We start from the raw sequence: 25910 nt of genomic DNA on the forward strand, positions 1-25910 counted from the left end.
TGGAAGCCAGGCAGTCTGGTGAGCATGGAAGAGGCTGTCAACTTCGAAGAAGCCAACTCGGTTTACAGGTGGCCGCGCCGGCTGTTGCGGTTGCTGCTGCCGAGCCGGTGCCTGGTGTGCGCGGAACCCGGCAGCGCCGACTGCGATCTGTGCCCGTCGTGTCGCGCCGCATTGCCGGATCACGGGCACGCCTGCCTGTGTTGCGCAACGCAGCTATACGCCTGCAGTGGCGCGCTGCTGTGCGGGCAATGCCTGCAGCACCCGCCACCGCTGCAACGCGTGCATGCGTGTTTCACCTATCGCTGGCCGGTGGATGGGCTGCTGCGGCGTTTCAAGTTCCATCAGGACCTGGCTGCCGGGCGCTTGCTCAGCGAGTTGATGGTCAGGCGTTGCGCAGGCCTGCCGCGTCCGCAGGCGCTGGTGCCGGTGAGTCTGCACCGGCAGCGCTTGCGCCAGCGTGGTTACGATCAGGCGCTAGAGTTGGCCAGACCGCTCGGCCGCGCGCTGCGGCTGCCCTGCCTGCCATTGCTGCGCCGGGTCCGCGCGACCGCGCCGCAATCGGAGCTGGATGCAGCCGAGCGTCAGCGCAATCTGCGCCAGGCCTTTGTCGCGCGTGGCGCCTTGCCCGCGCATGTGGCCCTGGTGGATGACGTGATGACCACCGGTGCGACGCTGCATGCGGCGGCGCAGGCCCTGCATCGGGCCGGTGTGCAGCGGGTGGATGCGTGGATATGTGCGCGGGTGCCGTGAGGCTTGGTGGGCTGTGGGTTGTGAGCTGCAACATGGGGCTTCGCCCGTACCCTCTCCCGCGGGGAGAGGGGCTGAAGCCGAGGCGATTGACCTGTCTGCGCGTCAGCGCAATCCCAGGGCTACGGCGATACCGACGAAGATCGCCAGGCCTACCCAGTTGTTGTGCAGGAAGGCGCGGAAGCACGGGCCGCGTTCGCGGTGGCGGGCGAGGAGGAACTCGTAGGCCACCAGCAGTGCGGCCACGCCCAGCCCCGCCCAATATGCGATACCGAGACCGGCGCGCAGGCCGACCAGCGCCAATGCCGCAAACATCGATGCGTACAGCAGGCCCTGCGCGATCAGGTCGAACCTGCCGAACAGGATGGCGGTGGACTTGCTGCCCATGCGGATGTCGTCCTCGCGGTCGACCATCGCATACCAGGTGTCGTAGGCCGTGGCCCAGAGGATGTTGGCCGCATACAGCAGCCAGCCCAGCAGCGGCACGCTGCCCTGCACCGCGGCGAAGGCCATCGGGATGCCCCAGCCGAAGGCCATGCCCAGATAGACCTGGGGCAGGTGGGTGTGGCGCTTGAGATAGGGATAGCTGGCGGCCAGGAACACGCCCGGCACGCTCAGGGCCACGGTCAGCCAGTTGAGCGTCAGCACCAGCGCGAATGCCACCAGCATCAGCACCACGAACACCCACAGCGCCTCGCGCCCGGACACCGCCCCGGTGGCCAGCGGGCGCGACTTGGTGCGCTCCACATGCGGGTCCAGCCAGCGGTCGGCATAGTCGTTGATCACGCAGCCGGCCGAGCGGGTCAGCCAGACCCCGGCGGTGAACACGAACAGTGTCCACAGCGGCGGCAGGCCACCGGCGGCCTGCCACAACGCCCACCAGGTCGGCCACAGCAACAGCAGGCTGCCGATCGGACGATCGCCGCGGACCAATGTCCAGTACTGCCCCAGTCGCTGCGGCCAGGTCAGCGCGGGCGCTGTGGGCAGCTGTTCAACACCATGCTTGCTCATGCTGCAAAGGGTAGCAGCGCGGCTCGGCTGCGGTCATGCACTGGGTGACGATCGAGCCAGGCATCGTCCAATCTTCCGGGCGGCTGCGCGAGCTCGCGCCAGGTACCTCCGCGCCGGCGCTGGCTCCGGACTGGGCTCCATCGGCAATGCAGCGGTGTCCGGCCGTTTCGGCACTCCCTGTCGCCGGTGTCACGCGCGCGGCGGCGGTTCTGGCATAATGCCCGGCCAGGCGCTCGTAGCTCAGCCGGATAGAGTAGTGGCTTCCGAAGCCATTGGTCGGGGGTTCGAATCCCTCCGGGCGCACCAGATCAAAACCCATCGGCCCGCTGCAGTGACACTGCAGCGGGCCGATGGCGTTTCTGGATCAGGGGTTGGTGCCGGCTGATGTATCAATGCGTCATTGCGCTGCGGTGCCAACGATGCAACGGCTGGCAGGGGGCGCCTGGCGCCACCCTGCCCAGGCGCGGATCAGAGCGCTTCCGGCGGCGGTGTGGTGGCCTTGGCGTGCTGCTTGCCACGTGCGTGTTCGATAGCGGTGCGCAGCTTGCGTGCGGCGCCGGTGACGGCCGAGGCGGTGGTTTCGGCGCTATTGGTGGCTGCGATCGGCGGCAGGCCGGCGACGTGCGCCTCGATGCTGCAGGTTCGATCCGCTGCGCCGCCGCGCTGGCCGTTTTCATCGCGCAAATGCACTTCGACGCGGGTGATGTCGTTGGCGAAATGCGCCAGCTGGGCCGAGCAGGTCTTCTCGACATGCTGCACGACTGAGGGGTCATGCGGCACGTGCTTGTCGGTCTGGATCTGAATCTGCATAGAGTGTTCTCCTTCGCGGTCATCCGCTGCGTCTGCCGTAGCGGTGACTCGATTCTGCGACAGCGCACCGTTGCCGCGAGGTGACAAGCTGCACCGCGTTCATGCTCAGGTCGGGATGGCCGGACGGTGCATCCACTGCGACGGGCAGCGCTGTCACCGCATCGCGAAAGAACCTGCGATCGCGCAGTAACAGCCGCTGCTGGCGAGCTCTGCCAGGCTGAACCCGCACGGCAGCGTCGATCCGCCTGGCTGGAAGCAGTGGATTAAGATGCCGGCACCGCGCCGGTGTGCGCCTGTCCGATCTCTGCCTGTGTCCGAATTCCGAGTTGCCCTGGGTGCCCGTCGCGGCGTGTTGCAGCGTGTGCTGCTGCTGGTCGCGTTGTGGATGGTGTGCGTGGGCGCCGCCGTGGCGCAGGACGACGACACGCTGCTGGAGACCGCACAGACTCAGCTCGACAACATGCAGAAGGTGCTGACCCAGGCCGACGCGGGCATGGAGAAGGCCGATACCGAGCAGCTCAGCAAGCTCACCGACGATGTCGCCGGCGCGCAGCGGCAGGCGCAGGATCTGGTGCGCACGCTGGAGCAACCGCTCAAGGAGCTCAACGGGCGACTGGAGGGGCTCGGTGTCGCGGCGCCGAACGAACTGACCGACCTGGCAAAACAGCGCAAGGCGCTGACCAAGGAGCGCGATCAGCTCAATGCCGAGTTCATCCGGGCCACGCTGCTGGTCTCCAATGCCAAGGACCTGGCCGACCGGCTCGAACGCGAGCGTGTGCAACGCTTCAGCGTGAAGCTCTCCACGCGGGTGGCCTCGCCGCTGTCGCCGACCTTGTGGAAACAGATCGCGCAGCAATGGCCCGACGATCGTGCCCGCCTGCAGGCCTTGTCCGACAAGACGGTGCAGATGGTGCAGGCCGGCATCGCCGCCAGCGGCGTGGGCGGACTGATGACCGCTGCCGTCATCGCGTTGCTGCTGGCGCTTCCGCTGCGCATCTTCCTGCGCCACCTGGGGCGTCGCTACGCGGCATCACGTGCGCCCGGCGGACGCCTGCGACGCTCGGGGCTGGCACTGTGGTTTCTGTTGGTCGGCACGCTGACTCTGGGGATTGCGGCATTCGTGCTGGTCGAGGGCATCCGCGCGCTCGGCGAGCTGCCTGACGATCTGGACCAGTTGCTGACCGGATTCGTCGCCATCAGCGTGGTGGCTGCCTTCGTCGGTTCGCTCAGTGCCAGCCTGTTGATGAAACATCAGCCCAGCTGGCGCCTGTTCCCGCTGGACGATGCCACTGTCGACCGCCTGCGCGTGCATTGCCTGGCCACCGCGGCGGTGATCTGGTTCAGCGGCATGGCGATGAAGATCAACGAGGTGGCCGGCAGCAGCCCCGCACTGACCACCGCCACCGATGCGCTGGCCGCGTTGCTGTACGCAGGGTTGATCCTGTCGGCGTTGGCCGGGCTGAGCCTGTCCTTGCGCGCGCATGCGGCAAATGCCGGTGTGGCCGATCCGGACAGCGATGCGCCGCCGCCGGTGGTCTCGCGTGGTGGCGGCTTCATTGTGCTGATCCGCCTGCTGGGCCATCTGGCGGTGATCTTTGCGCTGATCGCGGCCTTGTTCGGCTATCTCAATCTGGCCTTGTTCGTGGAGCGGCAGATCATCTGGATCACCCTGGTATGCAGCCTGCTCGGCCTGCTGGTGGTCTTTGCCGACGACCTGATGACCTGGCTGTTCAAGCCCGACGGCCGCTTCAGCCGGGCCTTGTCGCACGCGCTCAGCATCGGCAGCGGACGCCTGGTGCAGCTCGGGCTGCTGATATCGGCGGCAACCCGGGTGCTGCTGGTGCTGCTGGGCATCGCGGTACTGCTGACGCCGTATGGCGCCAACATCAGCGTGGTCACCGACTGGGCGGAGAACATCGCCCACGGCATCACCATCGGCAAGGAGCTGGTGATCACCCCGGGCGACGTGCTCAGGGCGCTATGCGTGTTCCTGCTCGGCATGGGGCTGGTGCACGTGGTGCAGCAGTGGTTGCTCAACACCTATCTGCCCAAGACCGAGCTCGATGACGGTGCGCGCAATTCCATCAGCACGGTGGCGCGCTATCTGGGCTGGCTGATCGTGGTGGTGTGGGGCCTGACTGCATTGGGCCTGGATCTGAAGCGGCTTGCGCTGGTGTTGAGCGCGCTGTCGGTGGGTATCGGTTTCGGTCTGCAGGCGATCACGCAGAACTTCGTGTCGGGCCTGATCCTGCTGGCCGAGCGGCCGGTGAAGATCGGCGATTGGGTGCGTATCGGCGACCAGGAGGGCGACGTGCGCAAGATCAGCGTGCGTGCGACCGAGATCCAGGTCGGCGACCGCTCCACCCTGATCGTGCCCAATTCGGAATTGATCACCAAGAGCGTGCGCAACATGACCCTGTCCAACCCGATGGGGCGGGTGCAGCTGCAGTTCTCGGTGCCGCTGGAAACCGACGTGGCAAAGGTGCGCAACATGCTGCTGGAGCTGTTTGCCGAGCACACCAAGGTGCTGGCCGATCCGGCCCCCTCGGTATTCATCGATTCGCTGGCCGGCGGGCACGTCAACTTCAATTCGTTCGCCTATGTGCGCAGCCCGCGCGATTCGTACGGGGTACGCAGCGAGCTGTTCTTCGCGTTGTTGCAGCGGATGGAAACGGCGGGGATTGCGCTGCAATCGCCGCAGGAAATTCGCTTCAGCCGGGCAGGTGCGGCGGTGGCGCGCGATCCGGCCGATGGCACGCCTGCATCGGAAGATTGAGTCGACGCGTGGATGCAGCGCGTGGGAAGGGGCCCTGGTCGCACGCACAATGATCGAACAACGCGGGTCCTACTCTGCCTGCGCCATGCACACCGACCATCCCGATAGGTCCCTGCCTGCTTACCGTCGCGGGACCTTACGCGGCATGGATGCCGCGTAAGAGCCTACAGGGACGCACTTGCGGCGTGTCCTGCGAGGGTGGGTGGGCAAGGACCCCGCAGTCAGGCCGCAAATCGCACGCTTCGCCGTTGCTCTTGAGCTTTGCCTTCGCCGTTGCTTCATACAGGGCGACAGCCAGACTCAAGAGCGATCCGCGACCTGGGTCTGCTTCACCAGGGCCAGGTCGTCCACGCTGACGTCTTCGGTGTAGTCCAGCCAGGCGCGGATTTCCAGATCGTCCACCGCATGTTCCAGGCCTACCGGCATGCGGATGCGACCGGCCGCATCGGGCACCACCCATTGCTGGGCCAGTACCACCTTGCGCTCCGACGAGACTGCCTCCACCCAGAATGCACGCGTCGGCCGGCGCTTGGCGTACAGCTCCAGCATGTAACGACCGGCCTCGGTCTTGCGCGCGGCCTGGGTGAGCATGATCGGCTGGCGCACGCGTGGGCGCGGGCCTTGCTGGCTGGCCTCCAGCGGCGCATCAACGGCGATGCCGCGGGTTAGGTCCGGGTCGCGATATAGCTTCATGCTCTGGTGGCGGTCGACCACCAAAGCGCACCAATCGCCATCGGCCGAGCCGTCCTCGAACGCCGTGCAGCGATCCACATAGGCCAGCGTGCCCTCGGTGTGGGTGCGGTCGAACTGGCGCGAGGTGTTTTCCAGATAGACGGTTTTGAGATTGGTGTCGTCGTCGTATTCCAGCAGCACCGGCGGGCGCACCTGCTGCACGCCCACCACCACATCGCCATTGCCGTTGATGCGCAGCATGCGGGTGCTGCGCCCGGTCCACAGCGTGCGCGCGTAAGCGAGATAGCGCGGATAGTTCTTGCCGCTGTCGCGGCTGGCCGCAACGCTGGCGCTGGGGGGCGCATCGTTGGCCAGCAGCGAGCGGCCGAAGCCCAGCGTGCGCATGCCCGGCTCCAGCAACTGCAACAGCGTCGCCCCCGAATCCAATGTGCTGCCGGCGCGCGTGACCACTTGCTGCGGGGCGATGTCCTTGCCCAGGAACAGCAGCAGATTTTCGCGCTTCTGCTTGGCCAGGACATCGCTGAGATCGTTGGGCATCGCCAGGTGGTCGGAGGCGATTACGATGATGGTGTTCTTGCCGTAGCGGCTGTTTCGAATGCGTGCGACCAACTCGCCGATCAGCCGGTCGCTGCACTTGAGCGCATGCAGCAGCCCGATGTCGCCCAACGCGCTGTCGTAGTGCTGGCCCTTGCACGCCAGCGGCAGATGGCCGGCAGGGTGGTGGGTGTCCATGGTCAGCGTGGTGAGCATGAACGGCTGGCCGGCGCGCGACAGCGTCTGGAAGCTGTCCCAGGCATCGTCCAGCAGCACGTCGTCATGCACGCCCCAGGCGGAAAAGTGGTTCGGCGCCACGCCTTTGTCGCGGAAGTAGCTGACGTCGTGCACCACATCGAAGCCATGGCTGGACAGGAAACTGCCCTTGCCGGCAAAGCTGGCATCGGCGCCGCCGACATAGTGATTGCGGTAGCCCTGATCCTTGAGATAGTCGCCCAGGCAGCGCGCTTCGGGCAGGAACAGGCCCATGCGGCCCATGCTGTTTTCATCGCCGGGCGCGGTGGTCAGCGGCACGCCGCACATCGAGGCGACCATGCCGGCGATGGTCCAGCCGCTGCCTTCGGTGGAGGTGAGGTTGCGCACGTCCACCGCCTCGCTGGCCAGCGCGCGCAGGTTTGGCATCAGGCCGGGAAACACGTCTTCGTCGAAGTAAGTGCGTTCCAGGCTCTCGCCGTAGATCCACACGATGTTCTTGCGCTTCTGCAAGGGCTGCTGCGGCACCAGGTATTCCGGTACCACGGTGGCGTAATCCACCGGGCGCAGCTGGTAGTACAGACGCTTGCCGTCGCGGTACAAGGGGCTGACCGCGATGCTCACCAACAACATCACCACGAAGCCGCCGAATACCGCATTGCCGCCACGCGGGCGACGGAAACGCCGCACCCTGAGTAATACCAGCGGACTGAGCGACAACAGCACCATGCCGATAAACACGGCGATATAGCCGGAGAAATCGCTGACGCCGGCACCGTCCATGTCCGCGCGCAGGTGATACAGCGTGGCAGCATTGATGCCGTCGCCGCTGAGCCGATCCACCAGACCCCAGGCGCTGAGCAATAGCAGCAGCAATGACAACAATCCGGCCTTCAGCCACGCCAGACGCGGCGAGGCGACCAACAGCCAAAGCAGGAGCAACAGCGAAAACAACAACATCCAATGCATGCGGCAGCGTCCGTGGGGGAATGATGCGAGCGCGTACCGGACGCCTTGCTCGCCATGTCCTGTGCGCCACAGCCAATGTGACACCCGGATGACGGACTATGCCGCGCTGAAGCTGACTGAAATGTTTGTTGGAGTTGCGTGCTTACCGTAGCGCGGCACAGGGTGCGCGGTGAGGATCAGCTGGTCGCGGTGGCGCTCGCCAAGGGAGCCACGGTTTCTGTACTCCGCATCTGGCGAGGTTCTCGCGTATAGGCGATGTCTCTATAACGCCACATCGCCTGATCCCCTTTGACCGCTGGACGCGGCGGTCTTGGCAGGCGACACCGGGTAACGCCATGTCGCGCCCGGGTGCGCTCCTACGCGGGGGTGTGGTTGTGTGAAGCGCTATCGATGCCCGCGTTCTTCGCGTGCACGCACACGGCGGTCGAACAGCAGCGCGCTGAGCACGATGCCCAGGCCCAGCACGACGCCGAGCAGGAACAGCACCATCGCGATCGCCGGATAGCCCCATAGCTTCAAGCCGGTTTCGATACGCATCATCTGCGCCGAGGCCATGATCAGCGCCGCAGTCACGATGCCGGCCGCGACGCGGTTGGCGATCTTCTGCAGGCTTTCCATCAGATGCGATTCTTCCAGCCCGGTGACGCGCATCTGCAGGCGGTTTTCCGCCGCCAGCGACAGGATCTCGGACATGCGGCGCGGTCCTTCGCGCACCAGATGCTGCAGTTCCATCGCCTCGCTGGCCAGATTGGCCGCCGACAGGGATTTTTTCAGGCGCGCGCGCATCACATGCTGCAGGTGGCGCTCGACGATGCGGCGGGTGTCCAGGTGCGGCGACAGCGTGCGGCACACGCCTTCTAGGTTCAACAAGGTCTTGCCGAGCAGGCTCAGCTCCGGCGGCGTGCGCAAGCCGTTGGCGGTGGCGATGCGCACCAGATCCAGTACCACACGGCCCTCGGAGGTGGTGTCGTGCGCGGCGTAGCGGGCGATCATCTGCCCGGTTTCGCGCTGGTAGCGGTCTTCGTCGTAATCCTCCAGGCGCGTGCTCAGCGCGATGGTCTCTTCGGCGACCTCTTCGCCACGGCCGTCGACGGCGGCGAACAGCAGCTTGAGCAAGCGCTCGCGCAGGCGCGGTGGCACGTGCGCGACCATGCCCAGGTCGAAGATCGCCAGGCGCCCGTCCTGCAGCACGCGCAGGTTGCCCGGATGCGGGTCGGCATGGATCTCGCCATGCACGAACATCTGATCCAGGTAACCCTTGACCAGTTCTGCGGCCAGCTTGTCCATTGGCTGCTCGGTGCGGCGCAGGCCGGAGATCTTGTCCACGCGCACGCCTTCGGCCAGCTGCATGGTCAGCACCTTGCGGCTGCTCAGGTCCCATACCGGTTGCGGGATCCACAACAGCGGAAACGGCTTGAGATGCTTTCCGAAGCGCACCAGCGTCTCGGCCTCGTCCTCGTAATTGAGCTCGGCGCGCAGGGTCTTGCCGAATTCGCCCAGCCAGTCGGCAAAGCGTACGCGCCGGCCGATGCCGGTCAGGCGGTCGGCGGCGGTGGCAAAACTCTTGAGCACGTCCAGATCCGAACGTACCTGGGCAGCGACTTCGGGCTTTTGCACCTTGACTGCCACCGGGGTGCCGTCGCGCAGGGCGGCGCGGTGCACCTGCGCCAGCGAGGCGCAGCCCAGCGGCACCGGATCGAAAAACGAGAACGCCTTGTTGACCGACACGCCGAGTTCTTCTTCGATGATCTGGCGGATGCGCTCCACCGGCACCGAACTGGTGTTCTCCTGCATGCGCTCCAGCGCCGTGGCGAACTCCGGCGGCACGATGTCCGGCCGCGTGGACAGCATCTGGCCGAGCTTGACGAAGGTGGGACCGAGCGCTTCCAGGTCGGAGACGAACTGGTCGGGCGTGCCTTCGGCGGGCACTTCGTACTCGTTGATCGCAGCCGGATCCAGGTTCATGCCCGCAAACACGCCCGATCCGCGATACCGCAGCAACAGGCGCAGGATCTGCGTGCGACGGCTCATGCCGCCCACCACGCCGGTGTCGGCGGGGATCGCGGCCTGGGCCGGTGTGCGGTACGGGTCGTTCGGACTCAAGGCCATCTCCGGCGGTCGTGCAAGAGCGCGAGTGTGGCCAGCGGCGGGTCGTCGGGCGGTGAATCCAGACAAGCGGCTACGGCGCGGTCGTGTGCGGCGAGGCCGACGGGCATGGCCGAATCATGCGGCCGGCGGGCGTCGGGATCGCGCACCAACGGTCGGCAACGGCGTGCAACCGCATGCCATCACCCCATACGGGCGCAGGATCGGCGAGAATCCACCGCCACTCACGAAGGACCCCCGCATGGCCGGTGCCAGCCTGTTCACCCTGCTCGACGACATCGCCACGCTGCTGGACGACGTTTCCATCCTGACCAAGGTCGCGGCCAAGAAGACCGCCGGCGTCCTGGGCGACGACCTGGCGCTCAATGCGCAGCAGGTCACCGGCGTCACCGCCGACCGCGAGTTGCCGGTGGTGTGGGCGGTGGCCAAGGGCTCGCTGATGAACAAGGTGATCCTGGTGCCGGCGGCACTGGCGATCAGCGCCCTGGAGGCCTGGCTGCGCGGGCGCGGCTACAACGTGCCGCTGGTGATGCCGCTGATGATGATCGGTGGCGCCTACCTGTGTTTCGAGGGCGTGGAGAAGCTGGCGCACAAGTTCCTGCACAACCAGGACGAGGAAGCCCAGCGGCATGCCGAGCGCACCCGCGCGCTGGCCGACCAGAACGTGGACGTGGTGGCGCTGGAAAAGGACAAGGTCAAGGGCGCGATCCGCACCGACTTCATCCTGTCGGCGGAGATCATCGTGCTGTCGCTGGGCGTGGTGGCCGGGGTGTCGTTCGGCCAGCAGGTCGCGGTGCTGGTGGCGATCGCCCTGGCGATGACCATCGGTGTGTACGGTCTGGTCGCGGCCATCGTCAAGCTGGACGACCTGGGCCTGTACCTGAGCAAGAAGGGCGCGGCGTTGGCGGGGCTGGGCCGCGGCATCCTGGTGGCCGCGCCGTGGCTGATGAAGTTCCTGTCGGTGGCCGGCACGCTGGCGATGTTCCTGGTCGGCGGCGGCATCCTGGTGCACAACATCCCGGCGCTGCATCACCTGGTGCAGGACCTGGCCAAGTCGGCCGGCGGCATGGGGTGGTTGGTCGATGCACTGGGCAACATGCTGGTCGGCGTGATTGCCGGTGCGATCGTGCTGGGCGCGGTGATGCTGTTCCAGAAGCTGCGCGGTAAGCCGGCGGCGCACTGACGCCGTCCCGCGGCTGGCCAGGGGAGCCCCTGGTCGCCGCACGGAAGCGCATGGTCGTGGTGGGGGCCCGGCGGCAACCCAAGGACCTGCGGCGCCTCTGCGTCGTGCGCCGGTAATCCGGTCCGACCGGTCGATGCGGCAGGCCGCGTTCGCGGCTAGTCGGCGCTGATCACCCGATTCTTGCCGGCCGCCTTGGCGTCATACATGGCGCGGTCGGCACGGCGGATCACATCGTCCTGGGCCTCGTCGAGATGGCGCAGTGCCACGCCGCCGCTGAAGCTGACGAACACGCGCACGTCTTCGTGCAGCAGCGAGCGCTGGGCCAGTGCGCGCTGCAGGCGGATCACCGCCGCGCTGGCTTCGAAGATGGTGGAGTCCGGCAACAGCAGCACGAACTCCTCGCCGCCGAAGCGGGCGATGGCGTCGGTGGTGCGCAGCACCGACTTGGCCACGTCCACGGTGTGGCGCAGCGCGGCGTCGCCACCGGCGTGGCCGTGGGTCTCGTTGAGGCGGCGGAAGTCGTCCAGATCCAGCATCGCCACGCACAAGGGTTGCCCGCCGCGCTGGGTGCGTGCGGCCTCACGCTGGAACAGTTCCTCGAAGCCACGGCGGTTCAGCGCGCCGGTCAGCTGGTCTTCGCGCACCAGCCCGGCCACGTCCTTGAGTTCCTGTTCGAGCGAGGCGATGCGCTGCTCGGCGTCCTCGACCTGGCGGCGTGCGGCCAGCAGCTCGTCGCGTGCGGCCAGCGCCTGCGCCTGCACCCCGGCAGTGTCCTGCAGCACGTCCTGCAACAGCCGGTTGAGGTCGGGAATGCTGCGAGCGTCGCCGATCGCCTGCGAATAGCCGGCAACGCGATCGTGGTACTCGCCGGTGCTGGTGGCCATGCCGTCGAGCCGGTCGACGAAGGACACCATCATCTCGCGCATCGCGGTCTTGGAGTCGGCAATGCCTTGCTTGAGCAGGCCCTGCTTGTAGATGACCTCGCGCAAGGTGCCGCGTGCCTGTTCGATCGAGCCGACATCCAGCGGCCCGGAGATCAGCTGCCGCACCACCGAGATCTGCCCCTGCAGCCAGCTGCGATCGTCGAGCAGTTCGCCGACGTTTTCCAGCAACAGGTCGAACAGGCCGAGCAGCAGGTTCTGCTGCTCGCTGGCATCTTCGGCACGCAGGCCGATCTGATGGCTCAGTTCGCGCAGGCGCTGTTCCAGCGTGATCAGCTCATGGCCGGGGCGCCAGTGGCGCAGTGCCGATGCCAGGGTCTGCGCTTCCTCGGCCAGTTCCGGGCTGCGTTGCAGCAGCGTGGACAGGGCATTGCCCAGCGCGTGCCGCAGCAGGTCGCGCAGTTGCTCGGCTTCGGTGCGTCCTTCGGCCAGCGAGTCGCCGGTATCGATGGTGCGGATGTACTTGTCGATCAATTGCCGCAAGGCGCGGCCATAGCCGGGCCAGTCGCCGGCCGCATAGGCTGCGCTCAGGCGCACGCCCATGTCGCCGAGTTCGCCATGCAGGCTGGTGATGCCTTCGGCGAAGGCCAGCAGCAAGGCCTCCGGATGCGCGGCATGCGAGAACAGGCGCATCAACAGGGCGGTGGCGGCCGCCGGGTCGTGCGCGCCGGACTTGTTCTTGGCCGGCACCAGCTGATGCGCGGCCAGGCCGTGCCCGCCGCCGATCACGCTGGGCAGGGCGGCGGCCGGGCGCGCGCTGTCCGCGCCGCCCCAGGGCAACAGGCGGCGCAGCCCGCCACGTGGGCGGCTTGGGAGTTCAGGCTGGTCTGCCATGCGCCGGGGTCTCGGAAAGTCGTGGTGCCATTGCGGGTTATCGGCGCGCGGGCGTCGCGCTTAAGCGGTCTGGGCAGGTCTGCGCAGTTCCGGCAGGCAGCCCCGATGCCAGGCAGTAGACGACAGCGGTCCTGCGTGCGCGGCTGAACAAGTCATGCGGGTGATGGCGGGCGCCGCCGTCGTTGCCCGCTTTCGGTGCGTTTCAACAACCGCGCACCACGGCAGGGATGTCATCGCACTGCAATGCGCCGCTTATGCCTTTAGAGCTACGCAACCATGCGCAAGGGAATGTAGATGTCGCAGAAAAGTCAGCACGTATTCACGCATATTTTATTTGCCCGGGGTGTAGATTCGTCCCAAGGACAACGTGGAGTACGCGCGTTGGCCCCGCTCCTCATTCGTAGCAGGTCGTCTGGCTGAATCGGCAGATGATGGTTGTCGCTTCGCTGTTTTTCCGTCTCCACCCACTTTACGACGGACGTTTAGATGGTTGCCATGATGCCGCTTCACGCTACTACCGCACGCTTAGAGCGCAGCACGATGCTCCCGACTCTGAAGAAGAGCGGGCGACCGCGTGATGCGCGTGGCCGCTTCATTCGCCATCACGAGCGCCTGCCGGTGTCGCCGGCCGATACCCGCGGCGCCTTGTTCGTGGTGTCGGAGATGGCGGACTTCATCAAGGCGGGCGGTCTGGGCGATGTGGCTGCGGCGCTGCCACGCGCGCTGCGCCATCGCTACGACGTCCGTGTGCTGATCCCCGGCTACCGGGCGGTGCTGGCGCGGGCGGGCAAGGTGGAGATCGTCGGCCGGGTGCTGGCGCATGCCGCACTGCCGGCCTGCGACATCGGCCGCATCGTGCAATCGGACGGGCTGCCGATCTACATCCTGCTGTCCAAGGAATTGTTCGAACGCGACGGCTCGCCCTATGTGAGCACCAGCGGCTCGGAGTTCGAAGACAACGCGATCCGTTTTGCCACTCTGTCGCATGCCGCCGCGCAGATCGCCGCCGGCCATGCCGGGCTGGGCTGGAAGCCGCGCCTGCTGCACCTCAACGACTGGCCGTGCGCGCTGGCCGCCGCCTATGTGCGCTGGTCCGGCGGCACCACGCCGTGCCTGTTGACCATCCATAACCTGGCCTACCAGGGCCTGGTGCCGTATTCGATGGCCGCTGCGCTGGGCATCCCGGCCGAGCGTGTGGCCGAGCTTGAGTTCTACGGGCAGATGTCATTCCTGCGCGGCGGCATCGTGCATGCCGACCACGTCAACACGGTCAGCGTCAGCTATGCCCAGCAGATCACCGGCCCGGCGCAGGGCTGTGGCCTGGACCGCCTGCTGGCCGGCCGCGCCGCCAAGGGCGCGCTGACCGGCATCGTCAACGGCATCGACGCCAGCTGGGACCCGCGTACCGACGAATATCTGGACACGCACTTCAGCGTCAATCAGTGGCAGGGCCGTCAGGCCAACGCCGCGCAGGTGCGCAAGGCTTTCGGGCTGCGCGAGAGCACCGGCCCGCTGTTTGCGGTGGTGTCGCGGCTGGTGCATCAGAAGGGCCTGGACCTGATCTGCGAGGTCGCCCCGCAGATCGTGGCGGCCGGCGGCCAGATCGCGGTGATCGGCGGTGGCGAGCCGGAGATCGAGCAACAGGTCGCCGAGCTGACCCGGCGCTATCCGGGCCAGGTCGGTGCCTTCATCGGTTTCGAGGAAGGCCTGGCGCGGCGCATGTTCGCCGGCGCCGACTTCCTGCTGATGCCGTCGCGCTTCGAGCCGTGCGGCTTGAGCCAGATGTATGCACAACGCTTTGGGTGCCTGCCGATCGCGCACGCCACCGGTGGTCTGATCGACACCGTAGATGACGGCGTCACCGGCTTTTTGTTCCAGCATGCCAGCGTGGAAGCGTTGCGCCGCTGCCTGGAGCGCGCATTCCGCACCTTCCGCCTGCCCAGCCTGCTGTCGGCGATGCGCCGCGCGGCGATGCTGCGTCCCAGTGGTTGGGATGTGGCGGGCAAGAAATACCTCTCGCTGTACGAACGCACCGCCGCAACCGCTCCCGCGCTTGCGACGGTGTCATGAGCGAACGGCTGGGCGTGCAGGGGCAGGAGACGGAAGCGACGGCGGTGACCATGGACGGGATGGCGGATCTGGTGCAGAGCGTGCAGGCGCTGGCCGATGGCCTGCCTGCCGATGCATTCGCGGTATTGGGCCCGCATTCCCAGGCTGATGGCCGCCGGCTGGTGCGCGTGCTGGCGCCTGGGGCCGAGGCGATGGGCCTGATCGACACGCGTGGCAAGTTGCTGGCGCGCATGCAGGCCGGCCCGGTCGATGGCGTGTTCGAGGGCACGCTGGCGGTCGAAGGCCCGTATCGTTTGCGCATCGTGTGGCCGGACGTGGTGCAGGAGATCGAAGACCCCTACGCCTTTGCCGCCACGCTGGACGAATCCACCCTGCTGCAGATCGCTGCCGGCGACGGCCAGGCATTGCGTCGCGCCCTGGGTGCCCAGCACCTGCACTGCGACGACGTGCCCGGGGTGCGCTTTGCGGTGTGGGCGCCGCATGCGCAACGCGTGGCGGTGGTGGGCGATTTCAATGGCTGGGACGTGCGCCGGCACCCGATGCGCCCGCGCATTGGCGGCTTCTGGGAGCTGTTCCTGCCGCGTGTGGAAGCCGGCACGCGCTACAAGTACGCCATCACCGCTGCCGATGGCCGTGTGCTGCTCAAGGCCGACCCGGTGGCGCGCCAGAGCGAATTGCCGCCGGCCACCGCCTCGGTGGTGCCGGGCGCGGCTGCGTTTGCCTGGACCGATGCCGCCTGGATGGCCGCGCGCGATGCCAGTGCCGCGCCGGCGCCACTGTCGATCTATGAAGTGCATGCCGCGTCCTGGCGGCGCGATGGGCACAACCAGCCGCTGGACTGGCCAGGGCTGGCCGCACAACTGATCCCCTATGTGCAGCAGCTCGGCTTCACCCATATCGAGTTGCTGCCGATCACCGAACATCCGTTCGGCGGCTCCTGGGGCTATCAACCGCTGGGGCTGTACGCACCGACCGCGCGCCACGGCAGCCCGGATGGCTTTGCCCAGTTCGTCGATGCCTGTCATCGCGCCGGCATCGGCGTGATCCTGGACTGGGTCAGCGCACACTTTCCCGATGATGCACACGGCCTGGCGCAGTTCGACGGCGCCGCGGTGTACGAGCATGCCGACCCGCGCGAAGGCATGCATCGCGACTGGAACACGCTGATCTACAACTACGGCCGGCCCGAAGTGACCGCCTACCTGCTGGGCAGCGCGCTGGAGTGGATCGACCACTACCACCTCGACGGCCTGCGCGTGGATGCGGTGGCCTCGATGCTGTATCGCGACTATGGCCGTGCCGAAGGCGAGTGGGTGCCCAACGCGCATGGCGGCCGCGAGAATCTGGAAGCGGTCGCCTTCCTGCGCCAGCTCAACAGCGAGATCGCCACGCGCTTTCCCGGTGTGCTGAGCATCGCCGAAGAGTCCACCGCCTGGCCGGGCGTGACCGCACCGATCAGCGAGGGTGGCCTGGGCTTCACCCACAAATGGAGCATGGGCTGGATGCACGACACGCTGAGCTATATGCAGCGCGATCCGGCCGAGCGCGCGCAGCACCATAGCCAGCTCACCTTCGGCCTGGTGTATGCGTTCTCCGAGCGTTTCGTGCTGCCGCTCTCGCACGACGAAGTGGTGCATGGCACTGGTGGTCTGCTCGGGCAGATGCCCGGCGACGACTGGCGGCGCTTTGCCAACCTGCGCGCGTATCTGGCGCTGATGTGGGCGCATCCTGGCGACAAGCTGCTGTTCATGGGCGCCGAATTCGGCCAGTGGAACGACTGGAATCACGATCAATCGCTGGACTGGCATCTGCTCGACGGCGCGCCGCATCGCGGTGTGCAGCAACTGGTCGGCGATCTCAATGCCGCATTGCGACGGGTGCCGGCGCTGTACCGCGGCACGCATCGTGCCGACGGTTTCGACTGGAGCGTGGCCGACGATGCGCGCAATAGCGTACTGGCGTTCATCCGCCACGATCCCGATGGCGGCGCACCCTTGCTGGCGGTGAGCAACCTCACCCCGCAACCGCACCACGACTATCGCGTTGGCGTGCCGCGTGCCGGCGGCTGGCGCGAAATCCTCAATACCGACAGTGCCCATTACGGTGGCAGCAACCTCGGCAACAGCGGTCGCCTGGCGACCGAGCCGATGGGCATGCACGGGCACGCACAACGCCTGCGCCTGACCCTACCGCCGCTGGCCACGATCTATCTGCAAGCGGAGAAATAAGAATGAACGAGCGCAACGACACCACGCCGGCATGGGGTGCATGGCCAGCGGGTGAGGGACAGGTGCGCTTCGCGCTCTGGGCACCGGACGCCAAAAGCGTGGAAGTGGTCTTCGACGACGGCGCGCGCGTCGCGTTGCAGCCCGCGCAGGATGGCTTCTTCAGCGCGGTGATCGAATGCGCGGCGGATGCGCGCTATCGGTACAGCGTCGATGGCGGCGAACCGGTGCCGGATCCGGCCTCGCGCTGGCAGCCCGAGGGCGTGCACGGCCCCAGCGCCGTGCAGCGCAGCGATGGCTACGCCTGGCAGAACACCCAGTGGCAGGGACGGCCGTGGGACGAGGCGGTGATCTACGAACTGCATGTCGGCACCTGTGGCGGCTATGCCGGGGTGCAGGCGCAACTGTCGCAGCTGGCGGCGATGGGCATCACCGCGATCGAGCTGATGCCGCTGAGCGCATTTCCGGGCGCGCATAACTGGGGCTACGACGGCGTGCTGCCGTACGCGCCGGTGGAAGCCTATGGCACGCCGGACCAATTGAAGGCGCTGATCGACGCCGCGCACGGACACGGCCTGATGGTGTTGCTGGACGTGGTCTATAACCACTTCGGCCCGGACGGCAATTATCTGCACAGCTATGCCGCCCCGTTCTTCAACGAGGACAAGCCCACCCCGTGGGGCGCGGCGATCGATTTCCGCAAGCCGCAGGTGCAGCGTTACTTTCTCGACAATGCGCTGATGTGGCTGCACGAATACGGCTTCGACGGCCTGCGCCTGGATGCGGTGCATGCGATCACCCCGAACGCCTTCCTGGATACCTTGCGGCAGACCGTGCAGGCCAGCCTGCCGGCCGGCCGCCACGTGCATCTGGTGCTGGAAAACGAGGCCAACCAGGCGTCGCAGCTGCAACGCGGCTACACCGCGCAGTGGGACGACGATTTCCACAACGCCCTGCACGTGCTGCTGACCGGCGAAGAGGAAGGCTATTACGCCGCCTTTGCCGACAAGCCCACCGAACACCTGGCGCGCGTGCTCGGCGAAGGTTTCGCCTACCAGGGCGAGCCGGACCCGCGCGGGCATGTGCGCGGCGAGCCCAGTGGGGCGCTGCCGCCGCACAAGTTCGTGGTCTTCGCGCAGAACCACGACCAGATCGGCAACCGTGCGCGCGGCGAGCGGCTGAGCGTGCTGGTGTCGCCGCAACGCCTGCGTGCTGCGCTGGCGCTGACCACGCTGACGCCGATGATTCCGTTGTTCTTCATGGGCGAGCCGTGGGGCGCCACGCAGCCGTTCCTGTTCTTCACCGACTTCGGCCCGCCGCTGGACGATGCAGTGCGCGAAGGGCGGCGTCGCGAGTTTGCGCACTTCGCCGCATTCGCCGACGAAGCGCAGCGCGCCACCATTCCCGATCCAAACAGCCACGATACCTTCGCCGCCTCGCGTTCGCCGATCGAAGATGCCGCGCAGGGCGAAGGCGTGCAGTGGACAGCCTGGTTCAAGGCGCTGCTGGGCGTGCGTCGCCAGTGGCTGGTACCGGGGCTTGCACAGGCACGCGCGGTGGGCGCCAGCGTGCTGGCCGACGGCGCAGTGACCGCCAGCTGGGAGCTGCCCGACGGGCTGTGGCATATCGCCTTCAACGTCGGTGCCTCGGCGGTGCCGATGCCGCCGCTGCGCGGCCGCGTGGCGCATGTCGAAAACGTCGCTGCCGACGCGCAGCAGTTGCCGGTCGATGGCTTCATCGCCTGGCACGAGGCGCGCGCATGAGTACCCGTGATCTGAGCAGGAGCGATCTGCATGCGCTGGCCGGCGCGGCCGGGGTGATGGTGGACTGGGTGGATGCCAGCGACCAGCCACGCCAGGTGTCCAACCAATCGCTGCATGCGGTGCTCACCGCGCTGGAACTGCCTGCCGGCACCGCTGCGCAGCGCGAAGACAGCCTGCGTCGTTGCAAGGCGCACGCCACCGAGCCGGCGCCGCTGCTGACCGTGCAGGTGGCCGGGTTGCTGCCGGTGTCGGTCGCCGCCAATGCCAGCGGCCGTTGGCTGGACGACAGCGGCGCCAGCGAGCCGGCGCATGCCGATGCGCAGGGGCAGGTGCGTGCGCCGCAGCGTTTCGGCTACTGGACGCTGCAGATCGGCAGCCTGACCCAGCAGGTCGCGGTCGCCCCGCAACGCTGCTTCAGCGTGGCCGATGCCTGTGGCCTGCCGGCACCGCGTGCCTGGGGCATGGCGCTGCAGGTGTATTCGGCACGCAGCATCGACGACGCCGGCATCGGCGACGCATCCGGCACGGTGGAATGGGTGCGGCATGCCGCACTGGCCGGCGCCGATGCCCTGGCCCTGAGCCCGGTGCATGCCGCGCGCCCGGTCACCGGCGGCTACAGCCCGTATTCGCCCAGCGACCGGCGTTTTCTCGATCCCCTGCATGCCGCACCGGTGCGCGTATTGGGCGAGCTCGCACTGGAGGCGATCAACGAGGTGCCCGGCCTGCGCGAGCGCTTCGATACGCTGCACCACAGCGCCCTGATCGACTGGCCGGCCTCGGCGCAGGCCAAGTGGCAGCTGCTGCGCCATCTCTACACCCGCGTGCCCGCCGATCATCCCGATCTGGTTGCCTTCCGCAGCGAGGGGGGCGAGGCGCTGGAGGGCTTTGCACGGTTTGCCGCGCAGGATTTCGGCGACGGCGATCCGCAGCTGCACGTGTTCACGCAATGGCTGGCGGCGCGCAGCTGGTCCGATGCGCAACGCGAGGCGCACGAGCGCGGCATGAAGATCGGTTTGATCGCCGATCTGGCCGTGGGCTTCGATCCCAATGGCGCCGAAGCCGCGGCGGCCGCCGACACCGTGCTGCGCGGCCTGGTGCTGGGCGCGCCGCCGGACGCCTTCAATGCCGACGGCCAGCACTGGGGCATCGGTGCGTATTCGCCCGCCGCATTGCGGCGTAGCGGCTATGCGCCGTACATCGCGCTGCTGCGCGCAGTGCTGCGCGACCGCGGCGGCATCCGCATCGACCATATCCTGGGGTTGTTGCGGCTGTGGGTGGTGCCGGAAGGTGCCAGCTCTAACGAAGGCGCGTATCTGGCCTATCCACTGCACGATCTGCTCAACCTGCTCGCGCTGGAATCGTGGCGGCACCGGGCGATCGTGATCGGCGAAGACCTCGGCGTGGTGCCGCCGGGCATCCGCGAGGAACTGTCCCGGCGCGGGGTGATGGGCATCGATGTGTTGATGTTCACCCGCGACGACGATGGCGCCTTCGTCTCGCCGGCGCTGTGGCGGCCGGATGCGGTGGCCACCACCACCACGCACGATCTGCCCACCCTGACCGGCTGGCGCGAAGGCCGCGATATCGACTGGCGACGCAAGCTGGAACTGATCCAGCCCGCGCAGGCCAGCGATGACGCCACCGCGCGCAGCAAGGATCTGGCACGCCTGGATGCGGCGGTCGAACACGCCGGCCTCAGCGCTGCGGACGATCCGTTGCTGGGCGCGCTGCGCTTCACCGCCACTAGCGTGTCGCCCCTGGCCTTGCTGCCGGTGGAAGACGCGCTGGCGCTGGAAGAACAACCCAATCTGCCGGGCACCGTCGAGGTCCATCCCAACTGGCGTCGACGCCTGCCCGATCCCTTGCCGCATGCGCGCCTGAGTACGGCGCTGCAGGGCTTTGCCGAGGCGCGTCGCGTCGCGGCTGTTTCGGAACCGCATCCATGATCGAACTTCGCGCCACCGCCCGCCTGCAGCTGCATGTCGGCTTCACCCTGCACGATGCGCTCGCGCAGGTGCCGTATTACGCCGGCCTCGGCATCAGCCATCTGTACCTGTCGCCGATCGGCACTGCAGTGCCGGGCTCGACGCACGGCTACGACAATATCGACCCGACCGTGGTCAATCCCGAACTCGGCGGCGAAGAGGCGCTGATCGCCCTGTCGCAGGCTGCGCGCGAGCATGGCATGGGCCTGATCGCCGACATCGTGCCCAACCACATGGCCACGCATGCGGACAACGCATGGTGGTGGGATGTGCTGCGCAATGGCCGCAGCGCCAAGCATGCCGACTGGTTCGACATCGACTGGCGCGCGCCCGGGCGCGACGGCAAGTTGTGGCTGGCGGTGCTGGACCGCCCGTATGCCACCGCACTGGCCGAAGGCCTGATCACGCTGGTGGTGGAGGACGACGGTAGCGCGGCACTGGCGCATTACGACCAGCGTTACCCGATCCGTCCGCAGACACTGGAAGTGCCGGAAAAGGCCGCACGTGCGCAATGGCTGCGCGACTACAACGACGGCGCCAAGCGCGGCGATGGCCGCCTGCACAAGCTGATCGAGCGCCAGCCGTACCGCCTGAACTGGTGGCGTGTGGGCAACGACATGCTCAACTACCGTCGTTTCTTCGATATCACCTCGTTGGTGGCATTGCGCGTGGAGCTGCCGGCGGTGTTCGACGCGGTGCATGCGCTGCCGCTGCGGCTGGTGGCCGAAGGCCACCTGGATGGCTTGCGCATCGACCATGTGGACGGGCTCACCGACCCCACCGGCTATGTGCGCAAGCTGCGCAGCCGGCTGGATGCGGCCGGCCGCACGCGTGGCCTCAAGCCCGGCACGCTGGGGTTGTATCTGGAAAAGATTCTGGCGCCCGGCGAAGCCTTGCCCGCCGACTGGCCCTGCGATGGCACCACCGGCTACGACTTCATGGACCAGGTCGGCGGCGTGCTGCATGACCCGGCCGGCTTCAAGCCATTGGCGCGTGCCTGGCAAAAGGTGAGCGGGCGCAGTGGCGATTTCGCACAGGAAGAGCGCAGCGCACGCGACGAGATCCTGCGCGGCCCGCTGCAGACCGAATTCAATCGCGCCGTCGGTGCGTTGTCGGCACTGGCGCGACTGGACCCGCCCACGCGCGAGTTTAGCCCGCAGATGCTGGCGCGCGGCCTGTGCGTGTTGCTGCGCTGGTTTCCGGTGTACCGCACCTACGCCGGTGCCAAGGGCGTGACCGGCAGCGAAGCCGAGCGCCTGCGCGCCACTGCCGCGCGTGCGCGCGAGGGCATGCCGGAGTCGATCGTTGCGGCCGTCGACGCGATCGAGCGCTGGCTGCTCGACGATGCCGGCGCCGACCGCGCGCAGGTCGCCTTGCGGCGCATCCTGCGTCGTCGCGTGGAGCAGTTGTCCGCACCGCTCAATGCCAAGTCGGTGGAAGACACCGCGTTCTACCGGCATGGCGTGCTGCTGTCGCGCAACGAGGTCGGCAGCCATCCGACCCACTTCGCCAACGACGCGGCCGAGTTCCACGCGCAGAATCTCGAACGCGCCAAGCACTTCCCGCGCGCGTTGCTGGCCACCGCCACGCACGACCACAAGCGCGGCGAAGACCTGCGCATGCGGCTGGCGGTGCTGTCCGAGCAACCGCGCTGGTGGATCGAGCAGAGCAGCCAGTTCGATGCCTTGACCGAGACGCTGGACTCGCCGGCCTTGGCCGGTGGCGACCAGCAGATGCTCTGGCAGACCCTGGTGGCCGCCTGGCCGATCGGACTGGGCGCCGACCAGACTGAGCCGCTGGCCGAGTACGCCGAGCGCATTGCGCAGTGGCTGCTCAAGGCGGTGCGCGAAGCCAAGCTGCACACCAGCTGGACCGATGGCTCGCCGGCCTACGAGCAGGCCGTGCAGGCCACCGTGGAGCAGGTGCTGTGCAGCCGCGCCGGGTTGCCGCTGCGGCGGGCGCTGCTGCGCGCCAGCAACCACATCGCCGCGGCCGGTGCGCGCAATGCGCTGGTGCAGACCACGTTGCGCCTGACCGTGCCGGGCGTGCCTGACCTGTACCAGGGCACCGAAGGCTGGGATCTGTCGCTGGTGGACCCGGACAACCGCCGCCCGGTCGACTACGCGCAGCGCCAGCAATGGCTGCAGCAGGCGCGCGACTGGAACACGCTGCTGCGCAGCTGGCGCGATGGCGCAGTCAAGGCACGTCTCACCGCACTGCTGTTGCAGCTGCGTGCCGAACATCCGTCGCTGTTTGCGAAGGGCGATTATCAGCCCTTGACCGTGGCGGTCAGCGGCGATGCGCAGGTGCTGGCGTTCCGCCGCCAGTACCGCGGCCAGTCGCTGGTGGTGGCAGTGACGCGGCTGGGGGCCGGCAACCAGGGCGATGGCGACCTGCCGCTGCTGGTGCCGCCGGCCAATTGGGGTCAGGCGTCGTTGGCATTGCCGCCCGCCACGTATCGTAATGTGCTCGATGGCAGCACGCTGCAGCCGCAAGGCGGCCGCGTGGCGATATCCACGCTGTTTGCACGTGCGCCAGTGGCAGTGTTGTTGACCCCCTAAGAGAACGTAAGCAATGAACGACACGGAACGGCAAGCGCGGCTTCGCCAGTTGGCACAGGAGATCTGGGAGGCCGAAGGCCGCCCGGACGGCCACGCAGATCGGCATTGGGCTATGGCCGAGCGGCTGGTGGATGCCGAAGAGCGCGCCGCCGAACAGGCTGGCCCGCCGGTGACTGCACGCCAGTAACGGTGCCTCTGTCACCTTACATGGTTCACCCTGCAGGCTGTGCCGTGCCAGGGTGAGCGTGCCCGGGCACGCAGGCACCCGCATTCGCTCAGCGTTTTGAGTTCACCGTTCTCAGGAGTTACCGATGGCCACCCGCAAGTTCACTCAGCGCTCGCGCATTCGCGAAGGCCGTCCCAACCCGCTCGGCGCCACCTGGGATGGCCTGGGGGTCAACTTCGCGCTGTACTCGCGCAACGCTACCCGTGTCGAGCTGTGTCTGTTCGACGAGCGTGGCCGCGAGCAGGAGCGTCTGGCGCTGCCCGAATACACCGATGAGGTCTGGCACGGCTATCTGCCCGACGCACGCCCCGGCCAGCTGTACGGCTACCGCGTGCATGGACCTTATGCGCCTGAGGCCGGGCATCGCTTCAACCACAACAAGCTGCTGCTGGACCCGTATGCCAAGCAGATCGTCGGCGAGCTCAAATGGGCGCCGCATCTGTTCGGCTACACCATCGGCCACCGCGACAAGGATCTGAGCTTCGACCGTCGCGACAGTGCCGCGTTCATGCCCAAATCGGCGGTGATCGACCCGGCTTTCACCTGGGGCCAGGACCGCCCGCCGCAGACGCCGTGGAACCGCACGGTGATCTACGAAGCGCACGTGCGCGGGCTGAGCATGCTGCATCCGGCAGTGCCGCCGGAAAATCGCGGCACCTTCTCGGCCCTGAAGACCGACGAGCTGATCGACCACATCAGCTCGCTCGGCGTCACCGCGGTGGAGCTGCTCCCGGTTCACGCCTTCGTCGACGACCAGTACCTGCTGGAAAAAGGCCTGCGCAATTACTGGGGCTACAACACGCTGGGCTTCTTCGCGCCGCAGGCGCGCTACATGTCCACGCGCACCGTGGCCGAGTTCAAGCAGATGGTGGCGCGCCTGCATCATGCGGGGCTGGAAGTGCTGCTGGACGTGGTCTACAACCACACCGCCGAAGGCAACGAGCTGGGGCCGACGCTGTCGTTCAAGGGCATCGACAACGCCAGCTACTACCGCCTGGCCGACGATCGCCGCTTCTACATCAACGACACCGGCACCGGCAACACCTTCGACCTGACCAACGTCGGCGCGTTGCGCATGGTGATGGACTCGCTGCGCTACTGGGTGCAGGAAATGCATGTCGACGGCTTCCGCTTCGACCTGGCCAGCATCCTCGGCCGCGAGCGCTATGGGTTCGATCCCTCGGGCAGCTTTCTCGATGCGGTGCGCCAGGATCCGGTACTGAGCCAGACCAAGCTGATCGCCGAGCCGTGGGATATCGGCCCGGGCGGTTACCAGGTCGGCAATTTCCCGCCGGGCTGGGTGGAATGGAACGACAAGTTCCGCGACAACGTGCGCGCGTTCTGGCGTGGCGATGGTGGTCAGCTGGCCGAACTGGCCACGCGCCTGACCGGCTCGGCCGACCTGTTCAACCATAGCGGCCGCCGCCCCACTGCGTCGGTCAACTTCGTCACCGCGCATGACGGCTTCACCCTGCGTGATCTGGTCAGCTACGAAGGCAAGCACAACTTCGCCAACGGCGAAGAGGGCAGGGACGGCAGCGACCACAATATCTCGGCCAATTATGGCGTCGAAGGCGACACCAACGACCCGGCCATCAAGCAGCTGCGCCGCCAACAGATGCGCAACCTGCTGGCCACGTTGTTGCTGTCGCAGGGCACGCCGATGCTGCTGGCCGGTGACGAGTTCGGCCACAGCCAGAACGGCAACAACAACGCGTATTGCCAGGACAACGAACTGACCTGGATCGACTGGACTGCTGCCACCAAGGCCGCCGCCGCCGATCAGGCTGCGTTCGTGCGGCGGTTGATCCGCATCCGCCAGCGTTACCCGCTGCTGCATCGCGCCCGCTTCTTCGATGGCAAGTTCGACGAAGCGCTGGGTTTGAAGGATCTCACCTGGCTGGCACCGGACGGCCACGAGATGGACGAAGCCGGCTGGCACGACCCGGAAGCGCGCGCGCTGATGCTGCGCCTGGATGGCCGCTCGCCGACCACCGGTCTGCGCGAGATCGCCGCCAACGTGACCTTGCTGATGCTGATCAACGCCGCCTCTACTAGCGTGTCGTTCACGCTGCCGGCGATGCACGACGAACATTGGCGCGTGCTGGTCGACACCGCACGCCATGGCGGCCGCGTGGTGGCCGGCGGCAGCGAATGGAAGGCGCCGGCGCACTCGCTGACCTTGCTGGCGGTGGAGCGCGATCGCATCGCCAGCAGCGCACGCATCGTCTCCGAGGGCGCACGCTGATGGCAGGGGCGGTCT

Annotated in this window: 15 protein-coding genes and 1 tRNA gene; 11 read left to right on the forward strand and 5 right to left on the reverse strand. The window is 67.3% G+C overall.

Annotated elements, in window-relative coordinates; all coding sequences use genetic code 11:
- Positions 1-24: 24 nt before the first annotated feature.
- Positions 25-750, forward strand: coding sequence for a ComFC family protein (locus ABQ137_RS02475; protein WP_184515694.1), 726 nt, complete (start codon positions 25-27; stop codon positions 748-750).
- A gap of 102 nt (positions 751-852) precedes the next feature.
- On the opposite strand, the gene ubiA is transcribed toward ABQ137_RS02475, so the two are convergent.
- A complete protein-coding gene (gene ubiA, locus ABQ137_RS02480) occupies positions 853-1758 on the reverse strand; it encodes a 4-hydroxybenzoate octaprenyltransferase (protein WP_184515697.1) in 906 nt (301 codons plus the stop codon).
- 229 nt (positions 1759-1987) lie between these two features.
- On the opposite strand from ubiA, the gene ABQ137_RS02485 reads away from it, so the two are divergent.
- A tRNA-Arg gene (locus ABQ137_RS02485) sits at positions 1988-2064 on the forward strand.
- A 162-nt stretch (positions 2065-2226) separates the two neighbouring features.
- On the opposite strand, the gene ABQ137_RS02490 is transcribed toward ABQ137_RS02485, so the two are convergent.
- Positions 2227-2568 (reverse strand): HPF/RaiA family ribosome-associated protein, encoded by a 342-nt coding sequence (locus ABQ137_RS02490; RefSeq protein WP_024938247.1) that lies wholly within the window; start codon positions 2566-2568, stop codon positions 2227-2229.
- 352 nt (positions 2569-2920) lie between these two features.
- On the opposite strand from ABQ137_RS02490, the gene ABQ137_RS02495 reads away from it, so the two are divergent.
- Positions 2921-5344 (forward strand): DUF3772 domain-containing protein, encoded by a 2424-nt coding sequence (locus ABQ137_RS02495; RefSeq protein WP_184517675.1) that lies wholly within the window; start codon positions 2921-2923, stop codon positions 5342-5344.
- 300 nt (positions 5345-5644) lie between these two features.
- Here the strand turns inward: ABQ137_RS02495 and ABQ137_RS02500 are convergent, their stop codons facing one another.
- The gene (locus ABQ137_RS02500; protein ID WP_184381043.1) at positions 5645-7753 is read right to left on the reverse strand and encodes a phosphoglycerol transferase I; all 2109 of its coding nucleotides are present in this window, start codon (positions 7751-7753) and stop codon (positions 5645-5647) included.
- Positions 7754-8137: 384 nt separating this feature from the next.
- Complete coding sequence (locus ABQ137_RS02505; protein WP_024938244.1) at positions 8138-9862, reverse strand: ABC1 kinase family protein; 1725 nt, start codon at positions 9860-9862, stop codon at positions 8138-8140.
- A gap of 238 nt (positions 9863-10100) precedes the next feature.
- Here ABQ137_RS02505 and ABQ137_RS02510 point away from each other — a divergent pair, with 238 nt between their 5' ends.
- Positions 10101-11042, forward strand: coding sequence for a DUF808 domain-containing protein (locus ABQ137_RS02510; protein ID WP_184515700.1), 942 nt, complete (start codon positions 10101-10103; stop codon positions 11040-11042).
- Between the two features lie 155 nt (positions 11043-11197).
- Here the strand turns inward: ABQ137_RS02510 and ABQ137_RS02515 are convergent, their stop codons facing one another.
- Positions 11198-12817 (reverse strand): GGDEF domain-containing protein, encoded by a 1620-nt coding sequence (locus ABQ137_RS02515; protein WP_104623544.1) that lies wholly within the window; start codon positions 12815-12817, stop codon positions 11198-11200.
- A 486-nt stretch (positions 12818-13303) separates the two neighbouring features.
- On the opposite strand from ABQ137_RS02515, the gene glgA reads away from it, so the two are divergent.
- The 7 genes from glgA (at position 13304) to glgX (ending at position 25895) form a co-directional block, all read left to right on the forward strand.
- Complete coding sequence (gene glgA, locus ABQ137_RS02520; RefSeq protein WP_047127915.1) at positions 13304-14887, forward strand: glycogen synthase GlgA; 1584 nt, start codon at positions 13304-13306, stop codon at positions 14885-14887.
- Positions 14884-17115 carry a 1,4-alpha-glucan branching enzyme gene (locus ABQ137_RS02525; RefSeq protein WP_349781065.1) on the forward strand — a complete coding sequence of 744 codons (2232 nt, stop codon included), beginning with the start codon at positions 14884-14886 and terminating at the stop codon, positions 17113-17115. The genes glgA and ABQ137_RS02525 overlap by 4 nt, the downstream gene beginning before the upstream one ends.
- A 2-nt stretch (positions 17116-17117) precedes the next feature.
- Entirely contained in the window at positions 17118-18875 is a 1758-nt protein-coding gene (treZ, locus tag ABQ137_RS02530) for a malto-oligosyltrehalose trehalohydrolase (RefSeq protein WP_184515705.1), read from the forward strand.
- Positions 18872-20821 carry a 4-alpha-glucanotransferase gene (locus tag ABQ137_RS02535; RefSeq protein WP_184515708.1) on the forward strand — a complete coding sequence of 650 codons (1950 nt, stop codon included), beginning with the start codon at positions 18872-18874 and terminating at the stop codon, positions 20819-20821. The genes treZ and ABQ137_RS02535 overlap by 4 nt, the downstream gene beginning before the upstream one ends.
- Positions 20818-23421 (forward strand): malto-oligosyltrehalose synthase, encoded by a 2604-nt coding sequence (gene treY / locus ABQ137_RS02540; protein ID WP_184515711.1) that lies wholly within the window; start codon positions 20818-20820, stop codon positions 23419-23421. The genes ABQ137_RS02535 and treY overlap by 4 nt, the downstream gene beginning before the upstream one ends.
- Positions 23422-23434: 13 nt before the next feature.
- The gene (locus tag ABQ137_RS02545; RefSeq protein WP_005993048.1) at positions 23435-23608 is read left to right on the forward strand and encodes a DUF2934 domain-containing protein; all 174 of its coding nucleotides are present in this window, start codon (positions 23435-23437) and stop codon (positions 23606-23608) included.
- Positions 23609-23732: 124 nt separating this feature from the next.
- Positions 23733-25895, forward strand: a complete 2163-nt coding sequence (glgX, locus tag ABQ137_RS02550; protein WP_016901662.1) for a glycogen debranching protein GlgX — start codon at positions 23733-23735, stop codon at positions 25893-25895.
- The last annotated feature ends 15 nt before the right edge of the window (positions 25896-25910 follow it).

This window comes from Xanthomonas sp. WHRI 8393 (genome assembly GCF_040203315.1).
GTDB classification, from domain to species: domain Bacteria; phylum Pseudomonadota; class Gammaproteobacteria; order Xanthomonadales; family Xanthomonadaceae; genus Xanthomonas; species Xanthomonas arboricola.

Excerpts from the sequence above, each read along its gene's own strand:
- ABQ137_RS02475 (WP_184515694.1), top strand. The coding sequence starts at position 25 with ATGGAAGAGGCTGTCAACTTCGAAGAAGCCAACTCGGTTTACAGGTGG.
- ubiA (WP_184515697.1), bottom strand. The coding sequence starts at position 1,758 with ATGAGCAAGCATGGTGTTGAACAGCTGCCCACAGCGCCCGCGCTGACC.
- ABQ137_RS02490 (WP_024938247.1), bottom strand. The coding sequence starts at position 2,568 with ATGCAGATTCAGATCCAGACCGACAAGCACGTGCCGCATGACCCCTCA.
- ABQ137_RS02500 (WP_184381043.1), bottom strand. The coding sequence starts at position 7,753 with ATGCATTGGATGTTGTTGTTTTCGCTGTTGCTCCTGCTTTGGCTGTTG.
- ABQ137_RS02505 (WP_024938244.1), bottom strand. The coding sequence starts at position 9,862 with ATGGCCTTGAGTCCGAACGACCCGTACCGCACACCGGCCCAGGCCGCG.
- ABQ137_RS02510 (WP_184515700.1), top strand. The coding sequence starts at position 10,101 with ATGGCCGGTGCCAGCCTGTTCACCCTGCTCGACGACATCGCCACGCTG.
- ABQ137_RS02515 (WP_104623544.1), bottom strand. The coding sequence starts at position 12,817 with ATGGCAGACCAGCCTGAACTCCCAAGCCGCCCACGTGGCGGGCTGCGC.
- glgA (WP_047127915.1), top strand. The coding sequence starts at position 13,304 with ATGGTTGCCATGATGCCGCTTCACGCTACTACCGCACGCTTAGAGCGC.
- ABQ137_RS02525 (WP_349781065.1), top strand. The coding sequence starts at position 14,884 with ATGAGCGAACGGCTGGGCGTGCAGGGGCAGGAGACGGAAGCGACGGCG.
- treZ (WP_184515705.1), top strand. The coding sequence starts at position 17,118 with ATGAACGAGCGCAACGACACCACGCCGGCATGGGGTGCATGGCCAGCG.
- ABQ137_RS02535 (WP_184515708.1), top strand. The coding sequence starts at position 18,872 with ATGAGTACCCGTGATCTGAGCAGGAGCGATCTGCATGCGCTGGCCGGC.
- treY (WP_184515711.1), top strand. The coding sequence starts at position 20,818 with ATGATCGAACTTCGCGCCACCGCCCGCCTGCAGCTGCATGTCGGCTTC.
- ABQ137_RS02545 (WP_005993048.1), top strand. The coding sequence starts at position 23,435 with ATGAACGACACGGAACGGCAAGCGCGGCTTCGCCAGTTGGCACAGGAG.
- glgX (WP_016901662.1), top strand. The coding sequence starts at position 23,733 with ATGGCCACCCGCAAGTTCACTCAGCGCTCGCGCATTCGCGAAGGCCGT.